25 protein-coding genes and 7 pseudogenes are annotated in these 23,036 nt (G+C 37.7%); 16 read left to right on the forward strand and 16 right to left on the reverse strand.

Annotation, left to right across the window (positions count from 1 at the left end; genetic code table 11):
- Positions 1–51: 51 nt before the first annotated feature.
- From RT084_RS11695 to RT084_RS11705, 3 genes are all read right to left on the reverse strand, one after another.
- The gene (locus RT084_RS11695) at positions 52–240 is read right to left on the reverse strand and encodes a transposase (RefSeq protein WP_313100202.1); all 189 of its coding nucleotides are present in this window, start codon (positions 238–240) and stop codon (positions 52–54) included.
- Between the two features lie 176 nt (positions 241–416).
- A complete protein-coding gene (locus RT084_RS11700; RefSeq protein ID WP_313100204.1) occupies positions 417–1,727 on the reverse strand; it encodes a competence protein CoiA family protein in 1,311 nt (436 codons plus the stop codon).
- A gap of 193 nt (positions 1,728–1,920) precedes the next feature.
- Complete coding sequence (locus RT084_RS11705) at positions 1,921–2,172, reverse strand: helix-turn-helix domain-containing protein (RefSeq protein WP_313100206.1); 252 nt, start codon at positions 2,170–2,172, stop codon at positions 1,921–1,923.
- Positions 2,173–2,350: 178 nt separating this feature from the next.
- Between RT084_RS11705 and RT084_RS11710 the strand changes: the two genes are divergently transcribed.
- Positions 2,351–3,610, forward strand: a complete 1,260-nt coding sequence (locus RT084_RS11710; protein ID WP_313100209.1) for a hypothetical protein — start codon at positions 2,351–2,353, stop codon at positions 3,608–3,610.
- 67 nt (positions 3,611–3,677) lie between these two features.
- Here RT084_RS11710 and RT084_RS11715 read toward each other — a convergent pair.
- Positions 3,678–4,162 (reverse strand): annotated as a pseudogene (locus RT084_RS11715) (IS3 family transposase); the annotation flags it as partial.
- A gap of 32 nt (positions 4,163–4,194) precedes the next feature.
- Between RT084_RS11715 and RT084_RS11720 the strand changes: the two are divergent.
- Entirely contained in the window at positions 4,195–4,695 is a 501-nt protein-coding gene (locus RT084_RS11720; RefSeq protein ID WP_313100211.1) for a winged helix-turn-helix domain-containing protein, read from the forward strand.
- A 41-nt stretch (positions 4,696–4,736) separates the two neighbouring features.
- Positions 4,737–5,237, forward strand: a complete 501-nt coding sequence (locus RT084_RS11725; RefSeq protein ID WP_313100236.1) for an IS630 family transposase — start codon at positions 4,737–4,739, stop codon at positions 5,235–5,237.
- Positions 5,238–5,296: 59 nt separating this feature from the next.
- Here RT084_RS11725 and RT084_RS11730 read toward each other — a convergent pair.
- Both RT084_RS11730 and RT084_RS11735 read right to left on the reverse strand, forming a co-directional pair.
- A pseudogene (locus RT084_RS11730) lies at positions 5,297–6,010 on the reverse strand (transposase); the annotation flags it as partial.
- Between the two features lie 575 nt (positions 6,011–6,585).
- A pseudogene (locus tag RT084_RS11735) lies at positions 6,586–7,286 on the reverse strand (IS5 family transposase).
- A 281-nt stretch (positions 7,287–7,567) separates the two neighbouring features.
- Here RT084_RS11735 and RT084_RS12445 point away from each other — a divergent pair.
- Positions 7,568–7,678: pseudogene (locus RT084_RS12445) on the forward strand (helix-turn-helix domain-containing protein); the annotation flags it as partial.
- Positions 7,679–7,723: 45 nt separating this feature from the next.
- On the opposite strand, the gene RT084_RS11740 reads toward RT084_RS12445, so the two are convergent.
- The 3 genes and pseudogenes from RT084_RS11740 to RT084_RS11755 all read right to left on the reverse strand — a co-directional run bounded on the left by RT084_RS11740 (position 7,724) and on the right by RT084_RS11755 (position 9,446).
- Positions 7,724–8,320 carry a 3'-5' exonuclease gene (locus tag RT084_RS11740; protein WP_313100213.1) on the reverse strand — a complete coding sequence of 199 codons (597 nt, stop codon included), beginning with the start codon at positions 8,318–8,320 and terminating at the stop codon, positions 7,724–7,726.
- Positions 8,321–8,378: 58 nt separating this feature from the next.
- A pseudogene (locus tag RT084_RS12450) lies at positions 8,379–9,054 on the reverse strand (SOS response-associated peptidase family protein).
- A gap of 11 nt (positions 9,055–9,065) precedes the next feature.
- Complete coding sequence (locus tag RT084_RS11755) at positions 9,066–9,446, reverse strand: DUF4113 domain-containing protein (protein ID WP_313100217.1); 381 nt, start codon at positions 9,444–9,446, stop codon at positions 9,066–9,068.
- Positions 9,447–9,504: 58 nt separating this feature from the next.
- Here RT084_RS11755 and RT084_RS11760 point away from each other — a divergent pair.
- Together RT084_RS11760 and repM are read left to right on the forward strand one after the other, a co-directional pair.
- Positions 9,505–9,918 (forward strand): annotated as a pseudogene (locus RT084_RS11760) (transposase); the annotation flags it as partial.
- A 336-nt stretch (positions 9,919–10,254) separates the two neighbouring features.
- Entirely contained in the window at positions 10,255–11,496 is a 1,242-nt protein-coding gene (gene repM, locus RT084_RS11765) for a replication initiation protein RepM (RefSeq protein ID WP_313100219.1), read from the forward strand.
- 176 nt (positions 11,497–11,672) lie between these two features.
- On the opposite strand, the gene RT084_RS11770 is transcribed toward repM, so the two are convergent.
- Together RT084_RS11770 and RT084_RS11775 are read right to left on the reverse strand one after the other, a co-directional pair.
- Positions 11,673–12,587 (reverse strand): ParB/RepB/Spo0J family partition protein, encoded by a 915-nt coding sequence (locus tag RT084_RS11770; RefSeq protein ID WP_159375874.1) that lies wholly within the window; start codon positions 12,585–12,587, stop codon positions 11,673–11,675.
- Positions 12,580–13,419, reverse strand: a complete 840-nt coding sequence (locus RT084_RS11775; RefSeq protein ID WP_036591935.1) for a ParA family protein — start codon at positions 13,417–13,419, stop codon at positions 12,580–12,582. Before RT084_RS11775 ends, RT084_RS11770 begins: the two co-directional genes overlap by 8 nt.
- Positions 13,420–13,851: 432 nt before the next feature.
- Between RT084_RS11775 and RT084_RS11780 the strand changes: the two genes are divergently transcribed.
- The 5 genes from RT084_RS11780 (at position 13,852) to RT084_RS11800 (ending at position 16,133) form a co-directional block, all read left to right on the forward strand.
- Complete coding sequence (locus RT084_RS11780; protein WP_159675935.1) at positions 13,852–14,289, forward strand: putative toxin-antitoxin system toxin component, PIN family; 438 nt, start codon at positions 13,852–13,854, stop codon at positions 14,287–14,289.
- Entirely contained in the window at positions 14,270–14,512 is a 243-nt protein-coding gene (locus RT084_RS11785; protein WP_050324837.1) for a toxin-antitoxin system HicB family antitoxin, read from the forward strand. Before RT084_RS11780 ends, RT084_RS11785 begins: the two co-directional genes overlap by 20 nt.
- A 273-nt stretch (positions 14,513–14,785) precedes the next feature.
- Positions 14,786–15,391, forward strand: a complete 606-nt coding sequence (locus RT084_RS11790; RefSeq protein ID WP_313100223.1) for a recombinase family protein — start codon at positions 14,786–14,788, stop codon at positions 15,389–15,391.
- Positions 15,392–15,495: 104 nt separating this feature from the next.
- Positions 15,496–15,657 carry a hypothetical protein gene (locus RT084_RS11795; RefSeq protein ID WP_313100225.1) on the forward strand — a complete coding sequence of 54 codons (162 nt, stop codon included), beginning with the start codon at positions 15,496–15,498 and terminating at the stop codon, positions 15,655–15,657.
- A 146-nt stretch (positions 15,658–15,803) separates the two neighbouring features.
- Positions 15,804–16,133, forward strand: a complete 330-nt coding sequence (locus RT084_RS11800; protein WP_065263946.1) for a helix-turn-helix domain-containing protein — start codon at positions 15,804–15,806, stop codon at positions 16,131–16,133.
- A gap of 166 nt (positions 16,134–16,299) precedes the next feature.
- Here the strand turns inward: RT084_RS11800 and RT084_RS11805 are convergent, their stop codons facing one another.
- The 3 genes from RT084_RS11805 to RT084_RS11815 all read right to left on the reverse strand — a co-directional run bounded on the left by RT084_RS11805 (position 16,300) and on the right by RT084_RS11815 (position 18,624).
- A complete protein-coding gene (locus RT084_RS11805; RefSeq protein ID WP_096489748.1) occupies positions 16,300–16,782 on the reverse strand; it encodes a hypothetical protein in 483 nt (160 codons plus the stop codon).
- A 257-nt stretch (positions 16,783–17,039) separates the two neighbouring features.
- Positions 17,040–18,398: an IS256 family transposase gene (locus RT084_RS11810; RefSeq protein ID WP_060996208.1), complete on the reverse strand. Its 1,359-nt coding sequence runs from the start codon at positions 18,396–18,398 to the stop codon at positions 17,040–17,042.
- An 85-nt stretch (positions 18,399–18,483) separates the two neighbouring features.
- Positions 18,484–18,624 (reverse strand): transposase, encoded by a 141-nt coding sequence (locus RT084_RS11815; protein WP_143351127.1) that lies wholly within the window; start codon positions 18,622–18,624, stop codon positions 18,484–18,486.
- 108 nt (positions 18,625–18,732) lie between these two features.
- On the opposite strand from RT084_RS11815, the gene RT084_RS11820 reads away from it, so the two are divergent.
- The gene (locus RT084_RS11820; RefSeq protein WP_060996395.1) at positions 18,733–19,416 is read left to right on the forward strand and encodes a DUF421 domain-containing protein; all 684 of its coding nucleotides are present in this window, start codon (positions 18,733–18,735) and stop codon (positions 19,414–19,416) included.
- Between the two features lie 311 nt (positions 19,417–19,727).
- On the opposite strand, the gene RT084_RS11825 is transcribed toward RT084_RS11820, so the two are convergent.
- Positions 19,728–19,994 carry a PaaI family thioesterase gene (locus RT084_RS11825; protein WP_060996396.1) on the reverse strand — a complete coding sequence of 89 codons (267 nt, stop codon included), beginning with the start codon at positions 19,992–19,994 and terminating at the stop codon, positions 19,728–19,730.
- A gap of 53 nt (positions 19,995–20,047) precedes the next feature.
- Between RT084_RS11825 and RT084_RS11830 the strand changes: the two are divergent.
- A pseudogene (locus tag RT084_RS11830) lies at positions 20,048–20,371 on the forward strand (IS66 family transposase); the annotation flags it as partial.
- A 181-nt stretch (positions 20,372–20,552) separates the two neighbouring features.
- Here RT084_RS11830 and cynS read toward each other — a convergent pair.
- Entirely contained in the window at positions 20,553–21,002 is a 450-nt protein-coding gene (gene cynS / locus RT084_RS11835; RefSeq protein WP_007116985.1) for a cyanase, read from the reverse strand.
- A 483-nt stretch (positions 21,003–21,485) separates the two neighbouring features.
- Here cynS and RT084_RS11840 point away from each other — a divergent pair, with 483 nt between their 5' ends.
- From RT084_RS11840 to RT084_RS11850, 3 genes are all read left to right on the forward strand, one after another.
- Positions 21,486–22,346 carry a formate/nitrite transporter family protein gene (locus tag RT084_RS11840; RefSeq protein ID WP_076777066.1) on the forward strand — a complete coding sequence of 287 codons (861 nt, stop codon included), beginning with the start codon at positions 21,486–21,488 and terminating at the stop codon, positions 22,344–22,346.
- A gap of 99 nt (positions 22,347–22,445) precedes the next feature.
- Positions 22,446–22,880: a transposase gene (locus RT084_RS11845; RefSeq protein ID WP_160002932.1), complete on the forward strand. Its 435-nt coding sequence runs from the start codon at positions 22,446–22,448 to the stop codon at positions 22,878–22,880.
- A complete protein-coding gene (locus RT084_RS11850; RefSeq protein ID WP_313100234.1) occupies positions 22,877–23,032 on the forward strand; it encodes a hypothetical protein in 156 nt (51 codons plus the stop codon). Before RT084_RS11845 ends, RT084_RS11850 begins: the two co-directional genes overlap by 4 nt.
- Positions 23,033–23,036 lie beyond the last annotated feature (4 nt).

Here is a 23,036-nt window from a genome sequence, read left to right on the forward strand (position 1 = left end):
GATGAGCTCCTGCCTCATGTTTGGAAAATGCAATAGGGGTTGGTCGGATGCTTACGGTGCTTGTATTATCTTGGCTCGATTTTGCCGTTTCCAGTTATGCAATAGGTTTTGGTTGATGCCATTGTCTCTGGCTATACTCGCTATCGACCGCCCTGAGCTTATCGCTTCTTGCACAAGAAATTCTTTGAATTCATCGCTGTAGTTTTTACGCTTGGGTTTTTTTAGTGTGTCTTGTATCATCTTCGTATCCACGATTGTTTAATCATGGACACTATCTCTAATTTCTTATGTGTGGAAAAGATGGGATGGTCGGATGCTTACAAAACTATCAAATACTCTCTATCACAAAGGCAGTTTTTTAAATTAATTTGATTTTGTATAACTACTGACTGCCAAAATAGTTAGTAAAAGCGATCTTAATCTTTTCTTATAGGGAAATATCTTTCTATCTTAGCATTTAGTATATCTAAATCCGTTTCTATTTTTATATCTTCTATTAGTGTTGCCAGATGCTCTTCAGCAACACTTTCAAAATCACGCATCCACTGGTAACGGATATTAAAACGTTTTTTAACCTCATCAGGAATATCAGGTTTGATAAGTTCATCACTCAATTCATAATTAACGTTATCAATTCTATCCCTTTTTAAAAACCAATGACCTGTTTCATGATCGAAATCCTTTTTAATTAATAGAGACCCAGTTTCAATATGCTCATAATTCTCAAAATAAACATCTTCAATCAGACTTCCCATGGCTGAGTCGCAGTGTATACAGGCATTAGCGATATAAACTTCTTTTTTCGTCTTGTTCTTTCGAAGTTTTACCTCACCAAAATTATATATTGGTCTAAAGACATAATTAATGAGTTCACGGCAGTCACGTGAGACGCATCTCACAGTCGCATCAGGTAATAAGGCAATCTTTTGCCCATAATGTAATTTATAGTGATTGACTCGACCTACGACTACAATGTCCTTTTTGCAGTAGCAACATTGATTTTTCATCAGGGTTAATGATAAGTGTTCACTACAATCACCTCTAGGTATAAATTCCAATCCCTTGTAAAATAAACATTTGATAAAATCAGTCAGTTCCATTGAAATAGCTTGAGGTGCTTCATTCCCATTCGGTTGTATATAGATATTATGAACCCGAAAACTCTTGTCTTCCGCTTTAGTTAGGGTAAAAACAGGCAATGCTTTAGTTCTTTGAGCGTAGTGTCCTGTTAGTGCATTGGTAGATTTGCGTTGCCGACCATTGCGAAATAGCCAAAGGCAACGAATATTGGATTGGTCATACAAGGATTGTCGATAGGCTGTTTGCTCATAACTTTGGGCCGACCATTGAATCTCTACAACCATACCTTTGGAAACTTCAGTATGTTCTGCATAAATATCTGCCACCCAAAGTTGTCCATCATCAGTTTGTCCTCGTTTCTCAGTTTCTACCTGCCACCCCTCTTCATATAATGCTTTGCTGACTAAATATTTAGCAAAAATATGCTCTGCAGACTCCCCATCTGACGCATGACAATTCTGATCTTGCTTGCTCTTATGAGCAAAAAACTGTGTGCCTAAAGAACTAGTTTTTAAAATAGCTGACGCACCACAGCAGGGCATCCGTAAATTCAACCAATTACGTTGAGCCTTTAATTCTAGCCACTGGGCAGCAGTGTATTGGAAGCTGTATATTTTTTCACCGTCTTGAAGACACGAAAAGGACATATTACTATTCCAAGATATAAGTTTTGCTATTAAACAATTCAGTCGATTTAATCATTGCGTGCTATTTGATGTATTCAAGGAAGTGAAATAATTCTAAGATTTTGTTTTAATTATTTCGTATTTGCTTATACTAAATCTACGTTTAGCTTATTATTTCAACAAACAAATATTGACTTTCATCTTTAGACTTAAATCAATTTCTAGACCTTCGAATAGCCTGCAACACCTCACAAGGATCAAGCTCTAACACCTTGCAGTAATCCATAAACTCAATCACATCTAAACGCCGATCACCGGTCTCTATCTTCCCGATTAAGGAATAAATAACACCCATACGCGAAGCAAGCTCACGTTGGGTTAATCCTAGACGTTCTCTTTGTTGTCTAAATATCAGTCGAAGCTGTTCATGCTCTGCGGCATGAATGGTTTTTCTAAATGGGCTCATTGCACCTATTTTAGGTTTAAGTTATTATGAACCCGTTTTAGGTGCAAAATGATTATATTACTGCTAACGTTATACTCATGCATTTATGCTTTATGGTGTTTTAAGAGATAGATGCTGTGAACGCTACTATTAGACCTTAAATACCACGCTTATTAAACTTCTTCGAACAGACTTTACTATGCCGAACCCAAACCTTTATTACTGGCGCAACCCACCTGACAAATCAGTCCAACACCTCTGTGAGGATTATTGGCACCTCAAACCCAATACCCAAACCTTTGCTTATAGCGTTAAATGGCTGGCACTAAAGCACGGGATGCAAAGTCATGAAATAACCAGCTTTGTGCGCAAACACTGCTATCTAAAGGTCAATGATCGTCTCTGCTTTTGCTGCGAAGACCCACAAAAAGCAACAACCCGAAGCCAATACTTAACCACTTACCGTAACAAACGCTGTATCAATGGCAGACATTGCAATCAGCCTGACGATTACCAAGCCGCAGTTAAAACTATTGATAACGCCATCAAAGATGGCACCTATCACTTATATACAAACAATAAACCGATGAAGACTGCTAAGCCTGTAGAAAAACAAAGCGCACTAGCACCCCTACCCTTACCTGCTTATTTAACCAGACATATTGAGCAGCATTTAACCAATTTTCCGATTATTAAAGATCCTGCGGTGATAGAGTTATTGCGCTTAAGCTTATTAAAAAGCCGACGGTTTAGTGCGGATGAATATTTTAGTGAAGAAACCTTGTCATTGCAGTTTAATGAGCTAGTACAAGATTTGACACCATATCGTCGATCCGGTCGAAAGTTATCAAGTTGGTTACTACAGACTTTACTCGATCATGGCGAAATTCGCGTGGACATTGACAACGATAACTTTGAATTCACAGATTGGAATCTCAATGACCCGATCATTTCATTGATAAAAACCCCACAAGATTGCTTATCGTTGTTATTGGATGAGCTATATGGCAAACGTCGTCGACAAGACTTAGCAAAAAATTATGAGTTTGCGCGTTGTTGTGAGGTAATCCAAGCCAAGTTATGCGAGGATTATCTTGATAGAAAATCGCTGATGCCTGCGCATCGCCGAGATGATTTCGCGAAGCTGTTACAGCAATGGGTGGTTTGCTACCCACCCTTTATGTTAGTGAACTTTATTGAGGCGATGTCGCAAGAGACAATTAAAACCCGATACGCTGAAGTCCTCGATGTACTTGATGGGTTTCTACAGACACATGTACTTTATCCTGATCTGTATAAAATCATGCATGATAATCAGATCGATTGTGAGTTTCATAAACGTCCTGATGGGTTGGATAAGTCCAGTATGGAGCAGGTATTTTTTGAGGGGATATCCGGGGTTTGTGATGCAGCGTTGCGGTTTTCAACAAGGCAATATATTGCTTATTTATTGGGGTAAATGATTGATAGATGGGTTATGTTGACCCCTGCTGTCAAATACGGAGTAAAACACTTGGTAGATTTGATCAGGCAGCCTGACGGTAAAAGTCTTGGAAACCCCCGCAGGTGACTTGAATCCTAACCCTTTTTGTATTCGTTGTCGGTTATAAAAAATCTCAATATATCTTGTAACATCAGCGATGGCTTGCTGACGAGTTTCATAAATCTTATGGTAAACCAGCTCATTTTTTCTTGCTAAGCAGTGCTTCTCACCCAAGAAGCTCTCAATCGGTGCATTATCATAACAGTTGCCACGACGGCTCATAGAACTACGAAAACCGTGTTTGTCGATGATTTGGCGGTATTGATGGCTACAATATTGGCTACCTCTATCAGAATGTATAATCAAGCCATTAGCAGGGCGTTTGTATTTGATGGCATTATTCAGTGCTTGACACATCAAATCCGATGTCATTCGTTTGTTTAGGGCATGACCCACGATTTCTTTGCTATACAGGTCCTTAACCGCTGCTAGATAAACCCAGCCTTCATTATTCCAAATGTAAGTAATACCAAACCCATAAACTATAGTATCATAGATACATGAATAAACTAAGATCCAAACACAGCCTAGACGAACATGACTTTGGCGAACTAGCCAAGACCGAAAGCAAAGCCAGAGCCAGAACACGCCTCTACATCCTTCACCAATACCGTATCGGTAACACCAGTGAAGCAATCGCTAACAACCTCAGCATCAACATCGAAACCGTTCGGCGTACCCGCAGACGCTATCAAGCGTTTGGATTAGACAGCCTGTATGACAAACCAAGAAGTGGCAGAAATAGCAAGCTTGCACCCGAGCACATAGACAGCTTTAAACAACTAATAGTTGACACCCAAGCAAAACGGGGTGGCGGCAGACTGACAGGACAAGACATCCAAAAGCTTGCTCACGAGCATTACCAAGCAAGCTATAGCGTCAATGGCATCTACGAACTACTGGCTCGAATTGGTATGAGTTGGATAAGTGCCAGAAGTAAGCATCCGCAGGCTGACATTAACGCCCAAGAAGCCTTTAAAAAAACTTCATCGAGCAGGTAGCTGCCATACTGCCCGAAGATACTAAGCTAAGCGATGTTGACATCTGGTTTCAAGATGAAACCCGGATTGGTCAGCAAGGTTCAATCACCCGAATATGGCATTACCGTGGTAAAAGACCCAGAGTAGTCCGTCAACAGCAGTTTATCTCGACTTACCTTTATGGGGCAGTATGTCCTGCCACAGGTCAAAGTGTGGGACTCATCATGCCTTATGCTAATGGCGAGTGTATGAAGCGACATTTACAAGAAATTAGCCAAACGATACCCAAAGGTCGCCATGCGGTTGTGGTCATGGATGGGGCGGTATGGCATAAAGAGTGCTATAATTTACCAAACCTGACTATCTTGAAGCTACCGCCTTATTCGCCTGAATTAAATCCGATTGAACAGGTTTGGCAGTATATTAAGCAACACTGGCTATCAAATCGCTGTTTTGATAGTTATGAAGCTATTGTAGATGCCGCCTGCCAAGCTTGGTGTAACTTTGCTAAACAGGTGGAGACGATCAAGTCCCTGACTGCTCGAAAGTGGGCAATACTTTAATTATTGGGTTTGGTATAATATCACTGACCTGAGGAGCACTGCTCCGCAAGAATCTTTTCGATGTTAGGTGCTGTCACATCAAATTGCTGTTCTAACAAATTTGGATAGATAGGCTTATTATGATTTGAGTCAGTAGTCGTTTTAAATCGCCTGTGGCGTTTGCAGTAAATACCATGTTCTTGTTTAATTTGTCGCACCATGTACAGGCTGATGTCGTGCCCTTGACTGATTAAATGCTGATGCAAGCGTTCATGCCCATAGCTTTGCTGTATATCCATGTGAGCGGATTTGACTAGTAACTCACAGCGGTTGTGGTGCTGTTTTCGCTTGCTGATGCCTCGATTTAGCCAGCCGTAATAGCCTGATATAGCAACGCCAAAGATTTTCGCCATTCGATTGATACTAAAACCTTGACGATTTTGTTGCATAAAGGCGTACTTGGCTACTGGTACTCGAGCATAGCTCTCGCCTTGCGTCGGGGCGAAGCAGTGCTTTGCTTATCCCTTCTCATTTAGAATTTCTCGTTCCTCTTGGGCGATTTTTAGTTGTTTTTTTAGGTCTTTAATTTCATCCAAGGCGGCTATGAGTTCAGGACTGTAATTTTGGGTGCCTGCAAGTACACCACTTTCAGCTTTCCTGTGCCAGTTCGCTAGTGTATTCATGGGTATGCCAAGTTCTTTAGCAGTTTGACTGATGTTGCCGTTATTTTCTTTGATTTTGGCGATGGCTTCGGCTTTGAATGTGTCGCTGTATTCTACTCTTTTCTTACTCATGGTAAACTCCTGTTTAGGATTCTAGTTTACCAAATATTTTTGTCCGTTTTTTTCAGCATACATCACAAAACAACGTTATGAATATTGCGTAATACTACCAGTGAGTGTTGCTATTATTAAAAATTATTTAATTATGATAATAAATACTCATATTTTATACAATTAAAATAAATAAATTATAAATTTAAATTAGTTTAAAAATAACTCATTTTATTTATTTTATTTTCAATAATTTTTTTTGTAAAAAAATGTTATTATCAACAAAATCAATAAGCCTATGGAAAAAACGACGCATCCATTAGTTGCGTCGTTTTTTCTATATAAATACTTCTGAAACGCAGTAATAGAGTGGTTTAGAGAGATTTTTATAAAAAATGTTTGGTAACCATTTTGGTAACCATTTTTTTATTTTTGCGCGTTTTTTTGACGTTTTATAAATCCCATCATTTGACAAAAAAAAAAATTTATGCATATGAATTTATTTAATTACTTTAACTTAAAAATTCAATTTCTTCTCTATTTTAGTATACCTTGTATCTTTTGTCTTTATTTTTATCTTTGAGTAGGGTGTGTCCCTAATTCACTTTACTATGAATAATGATGCAAGCGAGGTAAATCATCGACTCAAAATTACGAGCTAACTTCTCGTATCTGGTGGCAATGCTGCGAAACTGTTTTAACCTTGCGAACATATTTTCGACTAAATGCCTAAGTTTATATAAATAGCTGTCAAAGTCTGGATTAGGCTGTTTAGCATTCTTACGCTTTGGTATAACAGGTTTCATGCCATGTTCTCTTGCCCTATTTCGTATAGCATCTGAATCATAGCCTTTGTCAGCAATTAAATACTCAGCACTGCCAACGAGTCCAATCAACTCTGATGCAACTTGACTGTCGTGGACTTCACCCCCAGTGACTTTAAAATCGAGCGGATATCCATCGGCATTACAACATAGATGGATTTTTGTCGTTCTTCAACCGTGGCTTTGTCCAATTGCTCGAGTTTCACCAGCCCTAGCTCCACTTGCATGTTGATGACACCGTATGTAGCTTCCATCGATGAATACCCACTCTGTATCAATTTCTGATCAAAAGCTAAAAAAAAATTCTGCCATAATCCGTTTTCCGACCATCGGTTAAAACGGTTATAGGCAGTTTTCCATGAGATTAATTCTTTAGGGATGTCTCGCCATGGTGAGCCTGTTCTTAGTTTCCATAGTATGGCTTCCATCACGGTACGGGTATTTTTTATGATGTAACATCCATGTTGCTTCATGGTATGTTGTAGTTGTGCCTATAATTCATCTGTTAATGCGATTCGTGCCATTTTTTCCTGTTCTAATTTCTATTAGTTTAGGTATAGTTTGGCATTTTTTATCTCATTTTTGAATTAGGGACACAGCCTAAAAAGCTATCCCAATAAGCACCCATGAATTAGTACTTAGGAATTTCTAATATGAAAAAACCGCTGACATATAATTAGCGGTTCTATTCTTCAACAAAAACAAGTATTCTAATGAAAAATAACCTTATAAATTTCTCCGTTTTCTTCAGCATACATCAATTGACAAGTTGTGTGATTTACTCAACTGTGCACCAGGTGATTTATTTGTAAAAGAAACCGTAACTGAGACTTCAAAGTTGCAAGAAAAAACGCAAACTGAGTAGTCAGTTTGCGTTTTACTGTATTTAGTCATCTAAATCAGTCATTCACTAATAATCCCAATGATGACTTCCCACCATTCCCTGCCATACCGTCACACAGGCTAACGCATCGGCTGCTGCTCGGTGCGCATTGCTATGTTCTACCCCAAAGTGGGTCATAGCCTTGCTTAGGCTAAAGTAACGGTTGCTTTTAAAGTATGGCGAGTACTGTCCAATAAAATCAGCAAACTGCTTACACAGGCATTTTACTTCAGCTTGCTGCAAGCGAAGTTTATGCCCTGATTGGCGCATCATACGAATATCAAAGTTTGCGTTATAGGCATAGGCATACAAGGTGCGTCCTTTGAGCAATTGTACAATCGCGGGTTGAATATCAATAAAGGTAGGTTTACCTATCAGCTCATGAGGATAAATACCATGCACCTTAAATGCGCCTGGGCTAGACGGTCTATCATTATAGATCAGCGTATCGATAATCACATTTCGATAACTATCACAAAACGCAATTTCAATGATTTGATCCTCCCTGCCGCCACCGGTGGTTTCCGTATCAAAGAACAAGGGTTTACTGGTATCGTACTGTTGGTTGTACTGGGCAACTTGGTTAAAGATGGCATCGATTTGAGATTGCGTATCTGCTGTCATTGGCTTTCAACTATCAAACTTATAGATCATAGCGTAAATTAGTCTTATAAACGCTACCCTACCCATTAAACACATTCATTTGCGCCGTTTTAAGCGGTTTTTTCGGCTTTGGCCGATGTTCTGCTACATACCCAGCACCCATCGGTTTAAGTAGCTCAAACGCGTCCTCGTGATGCATATTGAGCCAATTCTGGCAATGCTGAGGCTCAATCACCACAATCGAGCGTTTTTCATCCTCAGGTTTGTGAAACTGTGACATAAACGGATGATTACCGGCATTGATGGTCAGCATGGTCATGGAGCGAATGATTTGCTCCCCTATCTTAACAATTTCATATAAAGCGGCTACGGTAAACGGCTCATTATCTTCACGGTGAATGCCATAGCGATGTGCTTTACCGTTAATGTATTTAGGCTAATAGATGGTTTGTACCGGAATTAACGCAAACTGATTGTTGTACCAAGCACGTTTAAAACTTGGTTTATCCATCACCGTTTCTATGGGCATCATAAGTGTGTTTGGCAACATCGGTGTCTTAGGCCCATTTAAGCACCATTCCAAACATGGCTGAGTGCCACTCGGCAGGATCGCTCCTCGTATTTGATAAGAGGTTAGCAAACAGCAAGGGGGCTTCATAGCCTGGATAGATATCGTCTTTAAAGTCAAAGCTTAACTGCTGATTGGTAAAGCGTGAGGCTTGCGCTTGGGTAATCGGTTGAAAGTTGGCACACATGGTCTAATCCCTTAATCGATGCCTAATAAATCAGATAATTTAGTGCTATAGCACGGATTTAACAATGCTCGGCTCATCTGCCAAGTTTGGCTTTTCTCAATAGCGGTACTGGTAAGAAACAATTTGGTGGTTGCCCTACCCGGTAGAGCATGTGCTAACTGCTGATTAATCTCATCCATCACCGCTATTAACTTCTCAGACTCCACCTGCGCTTTTTCATCCGGCATCTCAAATAAATCACTCATGGTCTCAGCATACTCACAAATCCCCGATAGCATCACTCCGGCTTTGGCGTATTTCAAGCCGTCCTTATAGGTTTTATCTAACACCTCACGCACCGCTTGAATCATCACCACCGTATCAGAGATGGAGCTCTTTGACGGTAAACTCACTAAATAGTCGGATCACGATGATGTCACCATGCCGTGCTTCTTACTTATCAATCTATAAGGCATGATAACCAATTTTACCTTTGCCTCTGCTAAGATAAATGAAAGTGTATTTGCACCTGATATGCTTGATAATATCAAAGGCTTATTAGGTGCAGATATGGGTTATATTAGTCCTGATTTATACGAGTATTGCTTTAAGTGGTGTGTTGATTTGCAAAAGCCGCTTAGAAAAAATATGTCCGATAAAAGACCGCTTAGTGTTATCAACCGTCTTAAAAATGCTAGTCGAAATATTGAGACGCTGATTGGTCAGTTATCACAGTGGTCTAATACGCAAAAGGTGAGAGCTAGAGATTTATGGCATTTATCCCACAGATTTATGCGTAAAATCTTGGCTCATAATTTCTGCTTTGTAATCAATAGACAGTTAGGCAATCCGCCACTTCAGTTTGAGTTGCTTATTTCGAGTTGAGAGTGGGTTATCAAATATAAAGTTATATTGCTAGCTTTTCTATATTTTGACATTAATCTAATTAAGAATCTTTTTATTGTTTTATATATTTTTATTGTTTTATAGCGATAAAATTAATTTTTTTTGTATTTATAATCAATTATTTAGACAAGGACTTTTTATTATATAAATACGTTTTCCGAGCATTATAAATACGTTTTCCGAGCATTATAAATACGTTTTCCGAGCATTATAAATACGTTTTCCGAGCATTATGAATACAATATATTTGTATTGTATTTATATAAAGTTTAATTTAGAATTTATATCTAATTACAAATCCTTCATCTTAATTCTATGGCAAATCCTAATATTTCAAAAACTGATTTAATAGTTAAAGATAATGACTTTATTGAAGCAAGTCATAGTCTAGATTTAGTCGAACAAAGGATCATATTTTTAGCGATTATTAAAGCAAGAAAAAATAGCGATAAGGTTGAAGAAACATTATCAAATGAGTTTGTTATTCATGCTAGCGAATATATGGAGGCTTTTAATGTTGAACGTCATACTGCTTATGAATGCCTTAAGAATGGTGTCGAGGGACTTTTAAACGCCAAATTCATATACAGGTATGAAAATAAGAATAACAATATCGCACATCGCGGGTATAACCTGACTAGCTGGATCGAATATGTCGATAAAGAAGCTTGCGTAAGTGTTAAATTTTCACCAGATGTAGTTCCACTGATTGTTGGATTAAATAAAAAATTTACCAGTTATGAATTACAACAAATTGTGAATCTACAAAGTCGTTACGCGGTTAGACTTTATGAATTATTAATTCGGTGGCGAGATACTAAGATTCTTAAAATTTCCTTAGAAGAATTGCGGTTCTGTTTAGGCATTAAAAAAACAGAATATATTTTAATGAGCAATTTTAAAAATAGAGTATTAGATTTAGCAGTCCAACAAGTTAATAAATTCACGGATATTACGACTAACTATATTCAAAAGAAAGAAGGAAGAAAAATAGTCGGTTTTGAATTTTACTTTACTATCAAGCAAAGTGAGAACAATAAATCAAGTAAACAATTTAAGAAAGCTATGCCTCTTGAAGGTACATATTCTGAAGAATCAAAAAATTATAATAAAGAAGAGTTATTGATTATCACATCTAAAGCAGAAGACTATATTGCCCAAAAAAAGATTACTGACCCGACACATAAAAAAAATATACTTAAAATAGCAAAATCTCAAGGCTGGGGATTGGATGAATATAGGAAATCACAGGAATTCTCATCTTTAAAAAATAAAGAGATTGAAAGTAAAATCAATCAAGAAAAAATAATTGAAAATAAAAATAAAATAAATCAAGAGAATATAAGAAAACATAATGAGAATTTCATTTCTTTTTATGAACAACTGACCTCTATGCAACAAGAATTGATTCTTGATAGCGTACAAGTTCAAATATCTTCTATACCGATCGTAGGAAAACAATTTATAGCACAGAGAAAAAATAATACCGCCCATAAGGATATTATGTTTAGAATATATTTTAAAAATGCAATGAAAGATATTGGTATTAAGATCTGACTTATTTTCTGAATACTATGGAAACAAAAAAGTGTCCGAATTCGGACACTTTTATATGATTTACTAAAACTTCCAAATTTAATATAAATACGTTTTTCGAGTATTTTGCAAAAAATCAAAAAATAAAATATCAGTTAAATTGTTTGAATTCGCATACTTGGATGTTTAAGTCTAAATTAACTATTAGAAAGTAAGTTATCAAAAAATACTTCAACTTTTTCTAAATCGGCTTCATTCAAATTAAGACTTTCAAGCTCAACAATAAATTTCTTATCAGTTTGAATGATTTTTCCAATAGTCTTACCTTCTTTCTTGTAAGATTTCCTTACCTTGGTATTAGTAGGATGTTGATTTGAAAGAGAGTTATTAGCTTTATTTTTTATAAAGTCTGGTAACTTACTTTGCTTCAAGTGGCTACTGATAATTAAATCAAACCCTTCGGAAAGAAGCGGTAAAAATTCATCATGAGGAATATTAAGATGTTTTCTTAGTGTGGCTAATTGTTCAATAGTATCGGCCGAGATGATGTTAGGATGATTATCTAGTTTAGCTAGTAAATCATTATCTAAAATTTCAAAGGCAAATAATTTGTAAAGTTTCTGTCTAGAAATACCTAAAGCTTTCGCATATTCGGTCTTGGAAGGAAAATTCGATTTAAAAGATATAATTGCTTTAGCTATTTCATAATCTGATAAATTTTCACGGCTTAAATTTTCTGCTAACGCCAATAGAGCGTTGTTCTCATTAGTTACTGTAATTATAATACAATCAATAAATTGTTTGCCAAGCTTTTTAACCGCTCGAAAACGTCTTTCTCCCGCTACAATGTTGTAGAAATCCCCTTTCTTTTGCACGCTGATAGGTTGAAGCAAACCCAGTTCATTGATTGAATCAGCAAGCTTATCTAACGATTCATCAGTAAATTCTAAACGAGGTTGAGCATTGTTGGGTTTAATTTTATCAACGGGAATTTGTTCAATTTTTCCTGACTGATAACTGTCAAATTCCGCAAACTCTTTGTCTGCAAGCCCATGTGCTTTGATATTGGCATTGATTTTTTCTTTCAACAAAGATTGAAGCTGACTAGTCATTTTCTTCCTCTCCTTCAATTACAGTAGTCAGTTGTAATTCTGGTTTTAATCCAGTTTCTTTCGCTACCCATATTGCTAATTGACGAAATTTCCTTGCAATCTTTGCAGTTGCATCGACTTCTCGGATACTAACCTTGAGTGCTGCAGATTTGTCAATATTATTACTCGAAGAAATATCAATCGGAATGACCTTACCAATTTGTTCTTTCGCGGATTCTTTGATAGCCCGGCACATGAGCTGTCTTTCATCATGCCGAATGAGTAATGCTCCTAATAAATTCAAGTTTGGATTAATGTATCGAATTTTCTCAATATAAGCCTGCAAATCTAATACGCCATACATACCGTATTGAGAACCACTAAAAATAGGAATAATATAATCTGTGGCACAGGACAGAGCATTACCGGTCAATGTGCGTAAGCTTGGTGGCGTATCAATTAAGATAACATCGTAAACCCCTAATAGTGGCTTGATAATTCGCCCTAAAACTTCTAAGGGTCGAGGCTCATTGTCTTTGATTTTGTCTTCCTCGGTTGTCAAAGATAGGGAAGAACTTATCAAATGTACCCCTTTAAAGTTAGTTTCTTCTTGAACGGCTTCTACTAATTTAGAATATCCACCCAATAACAAATCTTTGATAGTTACAGACACTTCACTGGGATGTTTTATACCGATATGAGTGCTTGCATTACCCTGCGGGTCAAGATCAATTACTAGAACCGATAAGTCTAGTTGAGCTAATTCAGCAGCAAGATGGACAACGGTTGCTGTTTTACCACAGCCGCCTTTATGGTTGGCAATTGTTATTACTTTGGTGTTTTTTTGATTCATAAGGATATTCTTCTTGAATGAAAGAAAGATTTATGTTGATTGTTATACTAATATAAGTAAATGCTAGATTCAAGAATATTGTTTTGGAATATGTAAAGCAATAAATTTTAATTGTCCGAATTCGGACAATTTTAGCCTAAGCAACTTTTATTCAATGTACTAAAAAGAATATTGAAACCTAAAATGGCATCAGCAAATGAATGACTTGCCGCCCACTAAGTATAAGCAGAGGCGAAATATAAATTATCAATGGTTGCAATATACAACAGAACAGAAAAAAGCGCTGGTATTCACTTCTATTAAATTAAAAGCATTGTCCAGTAAGTTGCGAGCGGAAATTGATAGGCGAACTATGCTCAAGTAAAAAAAGAAAATTCGATTATTAAATCGTTATCTTGTATACTAAGTGCTATCACATATGATAGCATTTTTATGAAAATTATTTTAGATACTAATATCATCGTTGGGGCTTGTTTAGGCTCCCGATATGACAATTTAGTCATTCGTGGTTGCCTAACGGGGAACTTTACGCCTTTAGTCAGTCATGCGCTATTGTTTGAGTATGAAGACCTAATTGGACGTGAATCCGTATTCGACCACCCTGTGGCATTAATCTTTACAGAGCGCGAAGTCCTATTTAATGCGTTATATTCAGTATGTCGCTTGGTTGATGTCAGCTATCTATGGCGACCCAATCTCAAAGACGAAGGGGATAATTTTATTGTTGAATTGGCTGTAGCGGGAAATGCCGATTATATCATTACGAAGAATTTAAAAGACTTTCGCCAAAGCGAATTAATCTTTGATAGTTTTAAAGTTATCACCCCTAAACAATTATTGGAGATAAATAATGTCCGTTATCACACTTAGAGTAACTGAAGAAAAACATGAGCGTATCAAAAGCCTTGCAGTATCTCGTGGGGTTAGTGTCAATAAACTGATTGATGAAGCCATGACCTTAATGATTGCTAAACAAGATATTGAAACTCGCTTCAAAGCTCGAGCCGCTAAAGGCGATATTACTGCAGGTATTGCATTACTGGATAAAGTGCTTGAAAAACGAGAAGCTTATGATAAAACCTTGTCAAGATAAATGATAAGGTTTCAACAGTCATATAAAAATTAAAAAATGTCTTTTTATAAGAAAAATATTAATTTTATATGCGTAAAGTAAATAAAATTAATATATAAATTATTGTCTATAAATAATGTTATAGGTACAAAATCACGAAAACCTATTGTTTTTCGTGATTTTGTAAATCAGCGCCAATTCGGCGCTTATTTATTATATTTATTTCACGATAAAGCCAAATAAATCTAATTATGATAAGATGGGGTAATTATCTTTTATCGTGAGAATTTTACCATGAGTTTAATTGGTTATGCCCGAGTGTCAACTTCTGAAGGGAAGCAGTTACTCGATCGTCAAGTTGATGCGTTAAAAGAAATTGGCTGTGAACGAATTTTTGAAGACAAGGCATCGGGGAGTAACTCCCAACGTAAAGGGTTGGATGATTGTCTCAACTATTTGCGAAAGGGCGATGTGTTAGTTGTTTTGGATTTGGATAGGTTAGGGCGGTTAGCCAGTGAGCTTATTAAACTGATTGATGAACTGGCTGAAAAAGACATTGGCTTTAAAGCCATTAACTCACCAATGGATACCACCACCCCTGCAGGTCGAGCGTTTTTACAAATTCAAGCCGCCTTTGCTGAGATGGAGCGTAATATTATCCGCCAGCGAGTAAAAGAAGGGATTGCCGCCGCTCGTGCTCGGGGACGTAAGGGCGGACGCCCTAGAATTATGACCGCAGAGAAACTGCGCTATGCCCAGCATCTGATGGCTGATCAAACCAAAAGCATTCCTGCGATTTGTAAAGAATTGGGTGATATTCCCAGCAGTACGCTGTACCACTATGTGACAGCGAAAGGGGAGTTGAAGAGAGCGGGAGTGGATTTACTAAGTGCTGAATAACCTTCGCATTACCTGTTTTTTTAAGCCTATAGCATTTAAATTTTGAGGTTAATCTTAAATGCATAGTCTGTTATACTACTACAATGTAGTATGTGAGATTATTTATGTTTACCATTGTTGAAACGCCTTTGTATATAAAAATGGTTGATAGCCTATTAACTAAAGAAGAACAGGGCGAACTCCATACCATGATTAGCCAAAATCCTGATATTGGTGATGTCGTTCCAAAAAGTGGCGGTGTTCTTAAGGTGCGTTTTGCTAGGTAAGGTGGTGGTAAAAGCGGTGGAGTTAGAGTGATTTATTATAATCGCTTAGAAAACGGTAAAATCTTTATGCTATTGGTTTATGCCAAGGCGAAAACCGAAAATATTCCTGCTCATATACTAAAAGACTTGGTAAAGGAGTTAGACACATGGCAATAAAAAGCATGAAAGACTTAGATACTATTAACTTGGCTAACCATGAATTTACCGGGGATGAGCTCGGGGCATTATTGCTTGAAAGTGTCCGACAAGCTAAAGCCGGACAAGGTGTGGTACGTGAGCAACCTATTGTTAACGAAGCCATTGAAGCCAGACAGAATGTGGGACTATCACAACGAGAATTTGCTGAGATTCTAGGTGTATCAGTTCGAACTTTACAAGCTTGGGAGCAAGGAAAACGCTATCCATCAAAGGCGGCTAGCGTTCTGCTGAAAATTGCAAAAGTTGAACCCCAAGTGCTACTGCGCGTTGCTCATTAAAAACTTTTGCTGTGAAGAATAGTTGGCATTTGTTTGATTGACGACTTGCTATACAAGGCTGGGGGCTAAAAGCCCTTATTTTTTGCCCAAAATGAAATGTCTAAAAAACCACCGTTTTATAGACACCTTGACCTTTATCATTTTTATAAATACTCGACTAAATTCCTTAGCGTGCTATATGGTTCGAATTCTGTGCTGACCCCTTTATCGGAAATATTGGACGATCTTCATCCCATGCCACATTATAGTTATGAAATATTTCTTCTAGCTTATCTATAAAAGGAATATTTATTTCCTTATCCCAGTTTGTAAAATCTTTAAAGTAGTAACTCATCAAAATTTGCCCTTTTCCAGTTAAAGACAATTGTGCATCGAACCAGATGTCAGAGTCTGAAGATGGATTAGTCTTTGATAAATGATAACAAAAATCATCTAATCCAGAATAAGTTGTATCAGGAGATGACAGACTTTTATTCAAAACATCAAAACTAAAATCTATTAAATCACAGGTTTTAAGACGATAAATTAACTCTACTGCAAATTGCCATGCATTTGGATTATCATTAGATAATAGAAATGAGCAGGACAACTCATCTTGAATAAGCATATTTAGAAAAAATTGTGTATTTAAAGCACTGATATTACTCATATTCATTTTCTATTACTCTTTTGGAAATTTTAACTTTAAATTTTTACCACTATTTATGGATTGGATCGCTGAAGAATTATTAATTTCTACTGTGGCTGTAGTCGGTAATGTATCTTTACCAGCTTTACCTGCTGGTCTATATACCACCCATGCTCCATCAGATGTTTGAGATCTCCAGAGATTGCAAACTTTTTTGTGTAAACCTTCAAAGGCAGCCTAAAATAGCGGCATAATCAATAACCAACAAATATCTTGTATTAATACCCCTCCACCCGATGTCCATATAACATCACAAACTGACGCATCGCAGGCTTCCAATTTTGAATCGGCATTGTCCATTTCTGCATCGTATTGATGAGTGCCATATAAATCGCCTTAAACACCGCATCATCATTCGGAAAAGTCTTTTTCGTGCTGGTCACTTTTCTTAAACTGGCGTTTAATGATTCAATAGTATTGGTGGTATAAATCACCCGTCGGATATCTTTAGGATAATCAAAGAAGGTGGTTAATCGACCCCAGTTCTCCTGCCAGGACTTAGAAATTTGTGGATGCTCACCATCCCATTTCTCCGCAAAGGCAAGCAGATTATCTTCCGCTTCTGCCAAGGTATCAGCACCATAGATGGTTTTAAGGTCAGTGGCTATTTCCTTTCTTTGCTTATAGCTGACGTATTTGAGCGAGTTTCTGACTTGATGGACGATACATAACTGTACTTTGGTTTTAGGAAATACCGTTTCAATCGCTTCAGGAAAGCCTTTTAAGCCATCGCAGCAAGCGATAAAGATATCATTCACTCCACGGTTTTTTAATTCATTCATCACTGAAACCCAGAATTTAGCGCTCTCATTCTTGGCTATCCAAAGACCTAGCAGTTCTTTACGCCCTTCAGTATTAATGCCTAAAGCCAGATAGACATATTTATTATGAGCAATCCCTTCTTCTCGGTTTTTAACGACAAGTCCATCCAGATAAACGACAGGATAAATTGGTTCAAGTGGGCGTTGTTGCCATTGTTTGACTTCATCCAGCACACTATCGGTGACTGTGGAGATAAAGGTGGATGAGACATCCACGCCATAGATTTCTTTTAGGTGCGCTTGGATATCACGAGTGCTCATACCTCTTGAATAGAGGGAGATGACTTTATCGTCAAAGCCGTTGAGCGTGCGTTCATGCTTTTTAACGAACTGGGGCTCAAAGCTACCGGTTCGGTCTCTAGGGACATCGAGTTCTATTTTGCCAAAGTCAGTACGGACGGTTTTTTTAGTGGTGCCATTACGGGCATTGCTATTCTTACGAGCGGGTTTGCCTGCGACCGTAGTGGCTTCGTCATCTGCTGATTGGATATTTTCTTCTTTGGCTGATGGCTGTTCGTCATCAAGCAAATCATCATCGGTGTGATGATTGATGAAGTCATCAAGCGTATCTCTCTGAGCTTTGCCTTGGTAGTCGTGTTTGGCGTAGCCCAAGTGATGGGTCATTTCAGCTTGTAAAGCCCGTTCAGCGAGTCGTTTGGTGAGTTGTTTTAAGATGCCATTTTCACCCAATATTTGTTCGGGTGTTTGATAATCTTTAAGTAATTCGTCAAGCAGAAATTCTGTCGGTTCTTTCATGTAAATGTTCCTGTGTAAATCCTAGTGTTAAAATTGGGTTTACACAAAATATTTTACAGTCTCGCCCATTATTTTATCAGCTTTTTTAATCGTGAACAGGTTCTAAGGTTGATTTGCCAACATTGTATTGTCCTGCAACATCCGGCACTTTTTGCCCTTGTTCTTCAATTAATTTAATGAGTTCAAGTTTAGATTCTGCTGAGTATTGATTTCTAACTTTTGTCATGAGATTATTCCTCTACTGAAGGTATTATAATCTCTTATTAGCTGTCTTGGTTTATTATGCCACTACAGGACAACTTTTTTAAGCATTTACTTTGTAGGAAAAGAACCTATGGATTGGGCCAATATATTTATTCTCGATACGACGTGGGCATTTGCTGCTGAAATTGCTGTGCGTGTCACTGTTATGTTTATCATGATCATTTTATTTCTACGGTTCACTGGGAAGCGTGGTGTTAGGCAGCTCTCTATATTCGAGTTAACTATCATTCTATCATTAGGGTCCATCGCAGGGGACCCTATGTTTACTAAGGATTTACCATTAATTCAGGCATTGCTTATTATGAGCATTGTAGTATGTCTCTATCGATTATGTACTTGGCTTATGATGAAATACCAACCATTTGAAGACCTTTTAGAAGGTACTTCGCTTTATATCGTAGAAGATGGTCTATTGGTCCTTGAGAAAATTGAAGGAGGTGAGATGTCACATGATGAATTTTTTTCTGAAATGCGTATGCAAGGTGTTGAACATTTAGGTCAAGTTCGAGTTGGTTTGTTAGAGACCACTGGAGATTTTAGCCTATTATTATACCCTCACGACCAGGTACGTTATGGTTTACCACTTTTTCCTAAACAATATAAATTAGTCGATCAGATAAATGCAAATGAGTATTATGCTTGTATGTATTGCGGCTATGTTGATAAGCCTTTGAAGGTAGATCAACCTTGTGGGCGATGTCAAAATAAGTGCATAGGATGGGCTAAAGCCATTAATAACAAGATTGTAAGGTAACCAAGTTTTAAAAAACCATACTTCGTTGTAGCTAGAAGGGGCAGGCACCTCCAATCTGTAGTGGCATAATAAGTTAAGACAGGTAATAAGAGATTATAATACCCCAATTGGAGGGTTAATCTCATGACAAAAGTACGTAAAACATGCACACTCGCATTCAAACTAGAATTGATAAAACTCATAGAAGAACAAGGGAAAAAGATAAGTGATGTATGTAGTGGTCAACTAATTTTGGACAGATAGTAGTTACTCAAAAATACTCGATAAAGTCCCTTACCGTCCTATTTTTTTTCGTTTTCTGTGCTAATCCCTTAAATATCAAAAATTAAACACGTCGTAGTCGCATGTGCATACACTTTACCATCTACCCCAATAATTTTTCCTTCAGCAACCGCTGTCTGTCTACCCACGTGGAGGGTGCGACCTTCTGCTCGGATGACAGGCAGCTCTTGTGTTAGAGGACGCATCATATTTACTTTAATTTCAAGGGTCGTATAGCCTTTACCTTTAGGCAGTTGTGTCTGTATAGCACAACCTACGGCTGAATCTAATAAGGTATACTTAAAAATACTCAGCAAAAGTCCTTACCGCTCTATTTTTTCCGTTTTCTGTGCTGACCCCTAAAAATAATGCTGCTATTACCAAAGCGATTGAGTATTGCCTAAAACGTTGGACAGCGTTAATTCGCTATTTGGATGATGGCAATTTGCCGATTGACAATAATTGGGCAGAAAATCAGATGCGTCCTTGGGCACTCGGGCGTAAGAACTGGTTGTTTGCAGGGTCGCTTGAGAGTGGTCAGCGGGCGGCGATTGTTATGTCGCTCATTCAATCTGCAAGATTGAATGGTCTTGACCCGTATGCGTATTTGGCAGATGTGCTGCTGAGACGTCTGCCGACACATAAAGATAGCCATATTGATGAGCTGCTACCTCATGTCTGGAAAATGGGATGATAGGGGTATGGTCGGGGGCTTACGTAATGTTAGCCAATAGACGTTAATTAACTGTAATTTAGGAGATTTTTATGCCAATTCGGTGACGTTTTCTATCTTTTAACACCAATTCCAGTTTTTAGTTGAGTTTGAAATTGGTGTCGATAGAAGGTCGCTGGTTTGTGCAAAGGTCTTTAATCAATTAAAAAGTTTTATAAGGTAAAAACTTTCCTGATAACAGGATATTGACGCGGTCTCCTGCAGGATTGTTTTCACGTTGAATGTCCATCGAAAAATCAATCGCACTCATAATCCCATCGCCAAATTCTTCATGAATTAACTCTTTTATGGTTAAGCCATACACACTGATTACTTCATATAAGCGGTAAATCAATGGATCAGAAGGCACCGCTGTTGGCAAGCTACCTTTATAAGGCACAACCTTTAACCACTTTATCTCATTTTCATTTAAATTAAATAAGCCACCTACTTTATTTGCTTGTTCATCATTTAAAGTCATTTGACCTAAGCAAGCGGCAGTAACCCATTCTTTGCTAAGTCCCACTTCTTTAGCAACTTTTTCCCAGGTCAGACCTTTAGAAACTTTGGTTGCAATAATTTTTTCTGTTACTTCTAGGCGATTTTTAATCATCATAGTCTCCTGCTAAATTAGGTAAAGCAATTTGTGTCATTTAAATGTATAAGCGATTTATGAAGAAAAAGTCTTCAAATTTAGTTAAGCAAAAGCCATGCCAAATGACTTTACGTTCTAAATACCGTAATTCTAAACTACAGAAAAGTTATGGGGAAATTATTGAAAATTTGCTGAAACATCATTGATAAGTTGCACCAAAAAGATATGGATGCACAAGATTGGATTGATTATATTTTAAAAAATTAAGTAATAATTCTAAATATTAATCTTTAAATTAATCATTTCATATAAACTTTATGAAAATATTAAAAAAATATATTTACTTGTAATTCAATATTTTAATCAATTATTTAATAAGTATTCTAGCTATACATTTTAATTTGGCACACCAGTTGCATCCACTGTTTTGTAATTATTAATTAATGATTGCAAAGTGAGTTTAGTGAATTCTATTTTTCTCAGTTATGTTGGAGTTTTGGTATGTCTTATCTATCCCCAAAAGAGTTTGTCACTAAAATGGTTGATTCGGGTGAATCAAAACTAACCATGTCTTTACGCGATACATTGATTCGATCTTACATGGCTGGTGCTATTTTAGCATTGGCAGCAGTATTTGCCGTCACAGTAGCCACACAAACAGGGGTACCTTTATTAGGAGCATTATTATTTCCAGTGGGTTTCTGCATGTTGTATTTAATGGGTTTCGATCTCTTAACGGGCGTATTTATGTTAACTCCTCTAGCCCTACTTGATAAACGTTCAGGCGTCACAGTCAATAAAATCCTTCGAAATTGGGGTTGGGTATTCTTGGGTAACTTTGCAGGCGCACTCACTGTCGCAGTTATTATGGCTTTTGTTTTTACCTATGGCTTCAATACACCTGCTGGACCTGTAGGTGACAAGATTGCCCACATTGGTGAAGCTCGAACTCTTGGCTATGCTAAATATGGTATCTCAGGTTGGTTTACTATTTTCCTACGTGGGGTCTTATGTAACTGGATGGTCTCAATGGGCGTAGTTGGTGCCATGGTATCAAGTAGTGTTTCTGGTAAAGTTATTGCCATGTGGATGCCTATTATGTTGTTCTTCTTTATGGGGTTTGAGCATTCAGTGGTAAATATGTTTTTATTCCCCTTTGGTTTAATTATGGGCGGTAACTTCTCTATCATGGATTACTTAGTTTGGAATGAAATCCCAACAGCACTTGGAAACTTGGTTGGTGGTATCACGTTTACTGGCTTAACCCTCTATGCAACTCACTATAAAACAGGTGCAAAACGTAGTTTAGTTGCCATGGATAATACTACAGTGAATAAAAGCTTAACCAAACGCATTGCATAGTTTTTATCACCATTTTTAAGGTAAGCATCCGACCATCCCATCTACCACCATTCTAAAAAATACGAGATAGTGCCCACTTATTTTTAAGTGGGCACTAAAATGGCACAGACAAACACAACCAAACCAAAACGACGGACATACAGCAAAGAACTCAAGGCCTATCTCGTAGAACAAGCCTTAACAGGCAAACGCTCGATTGCTAGCCTAGCTCAAGGACACGGCATCAACCCAAATTTACTACAGAAATGGATAAAATCTGTCAGAGACGAGAAAATCGCAGCAACCTTATCTCAACCATTAGCCAGCTCAAATATCGAAACCAATCTCATTGATCATGGGTCTGAGCCTGCTTTCTTACCCGTTATCCTGCAACATAAAACCAAGCACGAAATAACACCGCAAGCAACTGCCTTCGCCCCAACCCTCACAGGCATACAGCTTCAAATCCCTAAGCATAACGGGACGCCAATAACGTTAAGCATTGCTCAAATTGACACCCATAGCCTTATTGAACTGCTACGGGGCTTACAATGATACAAATCAACCAAATCTGGCTATCCACGACAGCCATGGACATGCGAAGTGGCAGCAACAAACTACTCGCCTTTATTCTAGAAAAACACCATGGTATCAAACGTAAGCATCCGACCATCCCATCTACCACCATTCTAAAAAATACGAGATAGTGCC

Origin of the sequence: Moraxella sp. CTOTU48717 (genome assembly GCF_032057165.1) — a bacterium.
Taxonomy (GTDB): Bacteria; Pseudomonadota; Gammaproteobacteria; order Pseudomonadales; family Moraxellaceae; genus Faucicola; species Faucicola tetraodonis.

What these genes read in the sequence shown, in the direction of transcription:
- RT084_RS11695 (WP_313100202.1), bottom strand. Translation starts at nt 240, where the DNA reads ATGATACAAGACACACTAAAAAAACCCAAGCGTAAAAACTACAGCGAT.
- RT084_RS11700 (WP_313100204.1), bottom strand. Translation starts at nt 1,727, where the DNA reads ATGTCCTTTTCGTGTCTTCAAGACGGTGAAAAAATATACAGCTTCCAA.
- RT084_RS11705 (WP_313100206.1), bottom strand. Translation starts at nt 2,172, where the DNA reads ATGAGCCCATTTAGAAAAACCATTCATGCCGCAGAGCATGAACAGCTT.
- RT084_RS11710 (WP_313100209.1), top strand. Translation starts at nt 2,351, where the DNA reads ATGCCGAACCCAAACCTTTATTACTGGCGCAACCCACCTGACAAATCA.
- RT084_RS11720 (WP_313100211.1), top strand. Translation starts at nt 4,195, where the DNA reads ATGAATAAACTAAGATCCAAACACAGCCTAGACGAACATGACTTTGGC.
- RT084_RS11740 (WP_313100213.1), bottom strand. Translation starts at nt 8,320, where the DNA reads ATGACAGCAGATACGCAATCTCAAATCGATGCCATCTTTAACCAAGTT.
- repM (WP_313100219.1), top strand. Translation starts at nt 10,255, where the DNA reads ATGGCAAATCCTAATATTTCAAAAACTGATTTAATAGTTAAAGATAAT.
- RT084_RS11770 (WP_159375874.1), bottom strand. Translation starts at nt 12,587, where the DNA reads ATGACTAGTCAGCTTCAATCTTTGTTGAAAGAAAAAATCAATGCCAAT.
- RT084_RS11775 (WP_036591935.1), bottom strand. Translation starts at nt 13,419, where the DNA reads ATGAATCAAAAAAACACCAAAGTAATAACAATTGCCAACCATAAAGGC.
- RT084_RS11780 (WP_159675935.1), top strand. Translation starts at nt 13,852, where the DNA reads ATGAAAATTATTTTAGATACTAATATCATCGTTGGGGCTTGTTTAGGC.
- RT084_RS11785 (WP_050324837.1), top strand. Translation starts at nt 14,270, where the DNA reads ATGTCCGTTATCACACTTAGAGTAACTGAAGAAAAACATGAGCGTATC.
- RT084_RS11790 (WP_313100223.1), top strand. Translation starts at nt 14,786, where the DNA reads ATGAGTTTAATTGGTTATGCCCGAGTGTCAACTTCTGAAGGGAAGCAG.
- RT084_RS11795 (WP_313100225.1), top strand. Translation starts at nt 15,496, where the DNA reads ATGTTTACCATTGTTGAAACGCCTTTGTATATAAAAATGGTTGATAGC.
- RT084_RS11800 (WP_065263946.1), top strand. Translation starts at nt 15,804, where the DNA reads ATGGCAATAAAAAGCATGAAAGACTTAGATACTATTAACTTGGCTAAC.
- RT084_RS11805 (WP_096489748.1), bottom strand. Translation starts at nt 16,782, where the DNA reads ATGAGTAATATCAGTGCTTTAAATACACAATTTTTTCTAAATATGCTT.
- RT084_RS11810 (WP_060996208.1), bottom strand. Translation starts at nt 18,398, where the DNA reads ATGAAAGAACCGACAGAATTTCTGCTTGACGAATTACTTAAAGATTAT.
- RT084_RS11815 (WP_143351127.1), bottom strand. Translation starts at nt 18,624, where the DNA reads ATGACAAAAGTTAGAAATCAATACTCAGCAGAATCTAAACTTGAACTC.
- RT084_RS11820 (WP_060996395.1), top strand. Translation starts at nt 18,733, where the DNA reads ATGGATTGGGCCAATATATTTATTCTCGATACGACGTGGGCATTTGCT.
- cynS (WP_007116985.1), bottom strand. Translation starts at nt 21,002, where the DNA reads ATGATTAAAAATCGCCTAGAAGTAACAGAAAAAATTATTGCAACCAAA.
- RT084_RS11840 (WP_076777066.1), top strand. Translation starts at nt 21,486, where the DNA reads ATGTCTTATCTATCCCCAAAAGAGTTTGTCACTAAAATGGTTGATTCG.
- RT084_RS11845 (WP_160002932.1), top strand. Translation starts at nt 22,446, where the DNA reads ATGGCACAGACAAACACAACCAAACCAAAACGACGGACATACAGCAAA.
- RT084_RS11850 (WP_313100234.1), top strand. Translation starts at nt 22,877, where the DNA reads ATGATACAAATCAACCAAATCTGGCTATCCACGACAGCCATGGACATG.